This is a genomic window from Pseudomonadota bacterium (assembly GCA_011049115.1).
Classification (GTDB): domain Bacteria; phylum Desulfobacterota; class Anaeroferrophillalia; order Anaeroferrophillales; family Tharpellaceae; genus DSCM01.
Map to the genome: position 1 here is coordinate 1 of DSCM01000134.1, position 6,922 is coordinate 6,922.

10 protein-coding genes are annotated in these 6,922 nt (G+C 56.9%); 1 reads left to right on the forward strand and 9 read right to left on the reverse strand.

Annotated features, from left to right (window positions below):
- The coding region (locus ENN66_11775) for a transposase (GenBank protein HDS17261.1) at positions 1 to 173 on the forward strand (173 nt) is incomplete at its 5' end.
- 629 nt (positions 174 to 802) lie between these two features.
- On the opposite strand, the gene ENN66_11780 is transcribed toward ENN66_11775, so the two are convergent.
- From ENN66_11780 to ENN66_11820, 9 genes are all read right to left on the reverse strand, one after another.
- Positions 803 to 1,300 (reverse strand): hypothetical protein, encoded by a 498-nt coding sequence (locus ENN66_11780; GenBank protein ID HDS17262.1) that lies wholly within the window; start codon positions 1,298 to 1,300, stop codon positions 803 to 805.
- A gap of 144 nt (positions 1,301 to 1,444) precedes the next feature.
- Entirely contained in the window at positions 1,445 to 2,779 is a 1,335-nt protein-coding gene (locus tag ENN66_11785; protein ID HDS17263.1) for a DUF1343 domain-containing protein, read from the reverse strand.
- A complete protein-coding gene (locus ENN66_11790) occupies positions 2,604 to 3,614 on the reverse strand; it encodes a glycoside hydrolase family 3 protein (GenBank protein ID HDS17264.1) in 1,011 nt (336 codons plus the stop codon). Before ENN66_11790 ends, ENN66_11785 begins: the two co-directional genes overlap by 176 nt.
- 66 nt (positions 3,615 to 3,680) lie before the next feature.
- A complete protein-coding gene (ampD, locus tag ENN66_11795) occupies positions 3,681 to 4,184 on the reverse strand; it encodes a 1,6-anhydro-N-acetylmuramyl-L-alanine amidase AmpD (protein HDS17265.1) in 504 nt (167 codons plus the stop codon).
- A 1-nt stretch (position 4,185) separates the two neighbouring features.
- Positions 4,186 to 4,866, reverse strand: a complete 681-nt coding sequence (gene nth, locus ENN66_11800) for an endonuclease III (GenBank protein ID HDS17266.1) — start codon at positions 4,864 to 4,866, stop codon at positions 4,186 to 4,188.
- Positions 4,863 to 5,537, reverse strand: a complete 675-nt coding sequence (locus tag ENN66_11805) for a hypothetical protein (GenBank protein HDS17267.1) — start codon at positions 5,535 to 5,537, stop codon at positions 4,863 to 4,865. The genes nth and ENN66_11805 overlap by 4 nt, the downstream gene beginning before the upstream one ends.
- Complete coding sequence (locus tag ENN66_11810; GenBank protein HDS17268.1) at positions 5,534 to 6,436, reverse strand: polyprenyl synthetase family protein; 903 nt, start codon at positions 6,434 to 6,436, stop codon at positions 5,534 to 5,536. Before ENN66_11810 ends, ENN66_11805 begins: the two co-directional genes overlap by 4 nt.
- Positions 6,433 to 6,654: an exodeoxyribonuclease VII small subunit gene (locus ENN66_11815; protein ID HDS17269.1), complete on the reverse strand. Its 222-nt coding sequence runs from the start codon at positions 6,652 to 6,654 to the stop codon at positions 6,433 to 6,435. Before ENN66_11815 ends, ENN66_11810 begins: the two co-directional genes overlap by 4 nt.
- A gap of 3 nt (positions 6,655 to 6,657) precedes the next feature.
- Positions 6,658 to 6,922, reverse strand: a 265-nt coding sequence (locus tag ENN66_11820; GenBank protein ID HDS17270.1) for a M23 family metallopeptidase, incomplete at its 5' end; no start/stop codon positions are given.

Sequence of the window (6,922 nt, forward strand, 5' to 3'; positions counted from 1 at the left end):
TGCGTAAAGTGACCAAAAACCGAGGCTCATTCCCTAATGACACCGCTATGCTGAAGCTGCTCTACTTGGCGTTGCATAATATTGCAAAAAAGTGGACGATGCCGATCAGGGACTGGAGGGCGGTCCTGAACCAATTCTCAATCATATTTGAAGGCCGGTTACCGGTTTACTGACAACTCAAACCCGGACCGTTTACACAAAATGCTTTACAGGCCCCGTCGCCCGGAAAAGACGACTCGAATCTGATCTCGAATATCGCTTCAATAATCGGGCAAGGATTTATGGAAAGTGGCAATTTAACCATTATGGATTCCTGTGAGATGGATTTTTGTAAAAGTTATGTCTCTTTCTATCCGATTTCGCCCTGATTATCAATTGGTAAATTGGTGTCAGTTCCCGGCGCTAACACTTATATTATCAGGCAATTTGTCCCTGATAACTTGATATTCAGACTGTTAAGTGCCGCCTTTGCCTGGTTCAGATATCTGAGTGTCGGTAGTCATTCCGAATCGTCTATAAAACATCGTTAAAATCGTGTCAAGGTATTCTCAACAAGGTAATTATTCAGAGCCAAGGCTGCTGGATGAGCTGCAGATGAAGAAAAGGCGGGAACTGCGGCTTGATAAGGAGCGCAGGGTCGAGGAGTTTTTAACTCACCCGGCGGTTGCGGTGCGGGTAGCGCCCCGCAACCGCCGGGCCATGAATGCTCTGATTTTTCTTTATCGTCAGGTTCTGGAAGCGTCACCGGGCGATAATATCCGAGCCGAGCGGGCGCGGAAGAAGGCACGGGCGCCGGTGGTTTTCAGCGCCAGGAATCAGGTATCGCGGCGCCCGCGAGGGCATTTAATTCCTCGCGCAGGGCGGTAAAGGCATGATGCACCTCCTGGCCGCCGGCCTGGGTAAAAGAACAGGAACAGCGATGGTAGCAGCTGGCCGAGGCCAGCAGGGCCGGGTCGTTTCCGGGATAAGGTTTGAAAACGATCATGAAATCACGAATGTAAGAGGGCTCATCCCAATCGTATGAATACGAATAGTAAGCCAAGAGATCACCGGGCGCGGGACTTTCGACCGGCTTGAAGCCGAGGTGTTCAAGCTCCATGTCAATGTAAGTCTCCATCCAGCCGGAAAGCTTTTGATCCTTGGGAGGATGAACATAAACCCGAGAACCCTGCGCCGCCACGAAAGCCGGAGTCACACGAGCCCCCTTCTCATAGCCACCGCAACCGGCGCAGCCCCCCAACCATGCCGCGGCCGTTACAAGCAGTAACCATAACTCCATCATCTTGACTGTTATCTTCATCTTTCCTCCTCAAATCCAAGGATTTTTCGCGCTTCAACCAACATTTAAATAAAAACATGATGCCCAAAAACCCAGCCACCACCTTGTCAGTGCGGACGGTGGTCGCAAATCCGCCACCGGAACGCAACCTGGTTCGCGACCGCGTCAGACACTTAAAATGATGTCATCGCCAAGGTCGGAAAAATGTTTAAGCTCAGGTTCCCAGGAAGCCCGCAGGGCTTCAAGGTCGCCGTCGTTTTCCAGAGTGCGACGGATTTCCGGATCGCCGGTCAGGATATCGATCGGCGCTTTTTCGTATTCATATTCATAGGGCGGCTTGAGCCAGCTGAATTCCTCGGGATAAAGGCGGATCACCGCCTGCAACAAACTCAAGGTAAAATAATAGGGCGTAAATTTTTGCGTCTCGACGACATGCAGCTGCAAGCCGCCGCAGAGCCGCCCGCGCCATTTGTCGAAGGTCGGTGTAAACCAGGTCGGACGTAAAAAAAGCCCGGCGGCGGCCTTCTTGTCAATTTCGGCCAGAAGCCGGCGGGGATCGACATAAGGAGCTCCACACAACTCAAACGGCAGGGTCGTACCCCGCCCCTCGGAAAGGTTGGTGCCCTCCAGCAAAACCTGGCCGGGATAAACCAGGGCGGTTGCAGGCGAAGGCATGTTCGGCGAAGGCAGAACCCAGAAAAGTTTGGTCCGGGGAAAATAAAACCGCCGCCGCCAACCCTCCATGCCGGCAATCGTCAGGGCTCCGTCGAAACCCGCCTGCGTTTTAAAATAAAGCGCCAGCTCGCCCAGGGTCAGGCCATGCCGCATCGGCAAAGGATAAAGCCCAACAAAGGAACAATGGTCAAGGCGTTGCAGATTGCCTTCGCGCCGCTCCCCGCCCAGCGGATTGGGTCGATCAAAAACCACGACCTCGACCCCGGCCGCGGCCGCGGCCTTAAGCACCAGATAAAGGCTCCAGATATAAGTATAAACCCGACAGCCAACATCAACCAGATCAACCAAAATCAGATCTATGCCGGCGAACATTTCCGGCGTGGGTTCTCGTTTTTCACCATACAGGCTGAACACCGGCAACCCTGACAGGGGATCGGCAAAATCCTCCGAGGCGATCATGTTGGCCTGGCGGTCGCCATAGAAACCGTGCTGCGGACTCCAGACCGCCCGCACCAGCTGCGGCAAAGCCTGTCTGACTCGAGCCAGAGTGCTGCGGCCACGATGATCAACCGCCGCCTGATGCGTCAGGAAGGCGGCGCGCCGACCGGCGTATCTTTTTGCCCCGGCAAGAAAGGTTTCAAGCCCCAGTTTAACTCGCAAAGGCTTTTCCTTCAGCCAATTTTTCCCGCAGGGAAAACAAACGTTCAAGTTTTTCCCGCAGCTCCCTTTTCCGGGGCCCACTCTGCCGCAGCCGGGTACAAAATTCGGCCAGCACCGGGCCGGGATCGGCCAGGGGACGCAGATTGCGGCCCCACAACACCAGATCGAGACCGGCCGTGATGCCCTCTACCATGACTTCGGCTAAAGACGGGCCTAAAACCGCGGCCATATCAAAATCATCGGAGACCAGCACCCCGACAAAACCCAGCTCGCGGCGGGCGATGTCCTCAAGAAAAACCCTGGAAAAGGGCACGCTGTGAGCATCAATGGCCGGAAAAGACAGATGGGCCGCCATCATCATGCGCACTCCGGCTTTGACCGCGCCGGCAAAAGGCAGCAGATGAGGTTTGAGTTCGGACCGGCTTAACGACGCCACCGGCAGGCGCTCGTGGCTGTCTTCGACCACCGTTCCATGCCCGGGGAAATGTTTGACGCAGGCGGCGATTCCGACCTTCTGCAAGCCCTCGATGTAGGCCTTGACCTGGGCCGCGACCAAGGACGGTTGCTCACCGAAACAGCGCTCTTTCAGAACCCGGCTTTGCGGGCTCAGAAGATCGGCGACCGGAGCCAGATTGCAGTTTATGCCGATCGTGCTTAAAGCTCTGCCCAGCTCGGCGGCCTCGGCCCGGGTCTTGGCCAAATCATTTTGCCGGCCCAGCCCCGCCGCGCCGGTAAACTCCGGGAAACCCTCGCGCAGGCGTCTGACCGGTCCACCCTCCTGATCAATCGCGATCAACAGGGGGGGCATTCCCGCCGGACGCCGAAGTCCCTGAAGCTCGGCGATCAGAACCGCCGCTTTTTTCGGCGTCACGCAGTTACGGGCAAAGAGAATAACCCCGCCCGGAGGATAACGAGTGAAGGCCGCGATTTCAGCCGGGCTCAGTTTCTCCCCCAGAACCCCGACCATGAGCAGGCCGCTGTAGGCTTGTTCCGATTTCAAGCGTTTAAGATCCTTGCTGCCATTAAATTCAATCCGAATTGAGTTCCAGTCCGCCGCCCCGGCGCTTCAGGCCAGACCGCGCCGAACCCGCTCCCAGGCGAAATGCGGCCCGGGATCGGTTTTACGCTCCGGGGCAATGTGACAATGCCCGACAATCCGATCCGCCGTAAGCCCCGGATAACGCCCGCGCAAATCCCGCAGTAACTCAATGAGAACTTCATACTGGGGCTCGGTAAAGGGCTGAATGTCGTCCCCTTCAAGTTCTATACCAAGAGAAAAGTCATTACAGTTGTGCCGGTCCGCGAAACAACTGACCCCGGCATGCCAGGCTCGCATATCTTCCGCGACGAAACGAATCAAACGCCCCCGGCGCTCAATGAAATAGTGGGCCGAGACCCGCAAAGTCGCGATCGCGGCAAAATAAGGGTCGGCCTTCGGGTCCAGAACATTGGTGAAAAAATCCACCACCCGGCCCGTGCCGAATTTTCCCGGCGGCAGACTGATGGCGTGAATCACCACCAGATCAATTAAAGCCGCGGGCGGACGCTCGTCAAAATTGGGGCTCGCGATTTCAAGAATGTTCAGACAAACCTCCCGGACACAGTTTTAAAATCGGGCATTCCCGGCAACGGGGGCCGCGGGCCGAACAGATCTGGCGACCATGATATATCAAGAGATGGGAAAACAGGTTTCCGGCCATCTCCGGCACCACCGCTTCCAAATCCCGCTCAATCCGAACCGGTTCGGAACTTCTGGTCAGTCTCAGCCGCCGACTCAACCGTTTGACATGGGTATCGACCACGATTCCTTGCAAACCCTTGATTTCTCCCAGAACGACATTGGCGGTTTTCCGCCCGACTCCCGCCAGAGCCACCATCTCTTCCAGGGTGACGGGCAGACGGCCGCCGTGCCGTTCCCGCAGCTGCCGACAGCAGGTTTTGATATTTCTCGCCTTATGACGAAAAAAACCGGTGCTTTTAATCAGCTCTTCCAGTTCTGCGAGTTCCGCCGCGGCCAACGCCTCGACATCCGGAAAACGCGCGAACAAAAACGGGGTTACCTGATTCACCCGGACATCGGTACACTGGGCCGAGAGGATAACCGCGACCAACAGCTGCAGGGGGCTGTGATAAATCAGGGCGCAGCCGGCGTTCGGATAAAGCCGCGAAAGTCCCAGGATAATGCCTCGCACCCGTTCCCGACGCGCGCGCAGGCCCTCCCTTTTTCTCCCGTTCGCGACCAGGGCCTTCATGCGCCGGGGCCCAGGATATTGGTGACCCCGTGACAGCGGCAGGCGGTACTGAAAAGCAGCGGCCCGGGAAATTTTCGCTCAATCGCGTCTGTCAGATGCCGCAGGCGGCGCAGAGGAAAACCGCCCAGGCCGGGGCCCAGCTGCGTGCTGGGCAGGATCAGCGACGGCAAAATCCGGCTCCGGCTTTGATATTTAAGCCGGGCCAGCCGCCGCAACAGCGAAGGGTCGCGTTTTTTCCCAGTGACAAAACAGGTCCGGCGCGGCTGCGGACAATGGTCGGGACAAAGAAAATCAGCCAACGAACTGTAGACCTCGTCGCGGGGTCCGCTAAAAAGATTAGGCAGATCCGGCAAGTTTTCCCAGGCCAGACGCCGGCGACCACTGATCTTTTCCAGCACGGCAAAAGCCAGATGAAGCGGCGCCGTAGGAATAATCCAATCCTGGGCGCAGGCCTGGTCATCGAGCAAAAGACGCGCCAGATAAACCACCGCATCCTCCCGACATATCTGCGGAGTTTTCGCCCCCAGCACCGACATCTCGACGGCGGCCGCAAGCTCGTCGGCCGCGGCATCGACCAAGACCAGAGGAGGAACCTCTTTTCGGGCCGAGTAATAAGCCAGCGCCCGCCGCCCGAATTTTCCACAACCTATGATATGAATAAAGCCGTTCATCGATCCCGCTCCACAATATAATCGGCGACTGCCCGCAGCCCGGCCGCCGCCGGACCCAGCGGCACCAGCAAGGTTCGGGCCTGGGCATGCAGACCGGCAAGCCGGTCCCGAGCTCCGTCAAGACCGAAAAGCGAGACAAAAGTCAGCTTATCCAGTTCCCGGTCGGAACCAATATCCTTACCCAGACTGGCCTCATCGCCGATCTCGTCAAGAATGTCGTCGGCCACCTGAAAGGCCAGACCGATCACCTCGCCGAATTCGGCCAGCCGCGAACGCAGCTCCGGCGAGCCGTCGGCCAGATCAATCCCGGCCAGCAGGGAGGCGCTGATCAGAGCCCCGGTTTTTCGCCGGTGTAAAACCTCGAGCAGAGTTTTTTCCCGACCGGTTTTTTTGCCCTGAATCAAAATATCAATAGCCTGACCACCGACCATGCCCCGGCTTCCGGCCGCCCGGCTCAAACCGGCAACCAGTTTGACCACGACCTCGGGCGCGGCCGCGACATTTTCCGTCAGCAGACGAAAGGCCTCGGTCAACAGGCCGTCGCCGGCCAGAATCGCCAGGGCTTCGCCGTAAATCCGGTGATTGGTCGGGCGGCCGCGGCGAAGATCATCATCATCCATGGCCGGCAGGTCATCATGAATCAGCGAGTAGGTGTGAACCAGTTCGTAAGCGGCGGCCACCGGCAGGGCACGCCGCCAGTCCGGGGCAAGCATACGATATGCCATCAGGGTCAGGATCGGACGCAACCGTTTACCGCCCGCTTCGAGACTATAATGCATGGCTTCCGCCAGAGGGCCGGCAAAACCTTCGAGCTCGCCGTCGAGAAAGACCAGGCTCTCCAGATGACCATTGATCGCGGGTACATATTCATCCAGAAAGGGTTTCAGGGGATGGTTCATTCCTTGAAATCCTCAAGGCGACCGGCCGCGTTTTCATCCACCACCAAAATCCGGACCTTTTCCTCGACCTCGTTTAAACGCAGGTGACAAAAACGCATCAATTTGACCCCCTGTTCAAAAAGCTTCAGCGAGTCTTCGAGAGAAACCTCATCCCCTTCAAGCCGGCCAACCACCTCTTCCAGCTTCTTCATTGACTCTTCAAAACTGGGCTTCGCCATTTTTCAACCTCCGCCGGCTTCCTGCCAGGGTAATAGATTAAGATACTTACTTTCTTCGGAAAAACGCAAGGGATCAATAAAACTTCCCGCGATCTTCACCCCCCAGTGCAGATGGGGTCCGGTCACGCGACCGCTGTTTCCCGAACGACCGACAATCTGCCCCCCCTGAACCGTTTCCCCCGGGCGACAGCTGATTTCATCAAGATGCATATAGAGAGAAAAGATTTCCAGACCATGATCGATAATAACCAATTTACCACTGTAATAA

What these genes read in the sequence shown, in the direction of transcription:
- nth (HDS17266.1), bottom strand. Translation starts at nt 4,866, where the DNA reads ATGAAGGCCCTGGTCGCGAACGGGAGAAAAAGGGAGGGCCTGCGCGCG.
- ENN66_11780 (HDS17262.1), bottom strand. Translation starts at nt 1,300, where the DNA reads ATGAAGATAACAGTCAAGATGATGGAGTTATGGTTACTGCTTGTAACG.
- ENN66_11810 (HDS17268.1), bottom strand. Translation starts at nt 6,436, where the DNA reads ATGAACCATCCCCTGAAACCCTTTCTGGATGAATATGTACCCGCGATC.
- ENN66_11815 (HDS17269.1), bottom strand. Translation starts at nt 6,654, where the DNA reads ATGGCGAAGCCCAGTTTTGAAGAGTCAATGAAGAAGCTGGAAGAGGTG.
- ENN66_11805 (HDS17267.1), bottom strand. Translation starts at nt 5,537, where the DNA reads ATGAACGGCTTTATTCATATCATAGGTTGTGGAAAATTCGGGCGGCGG.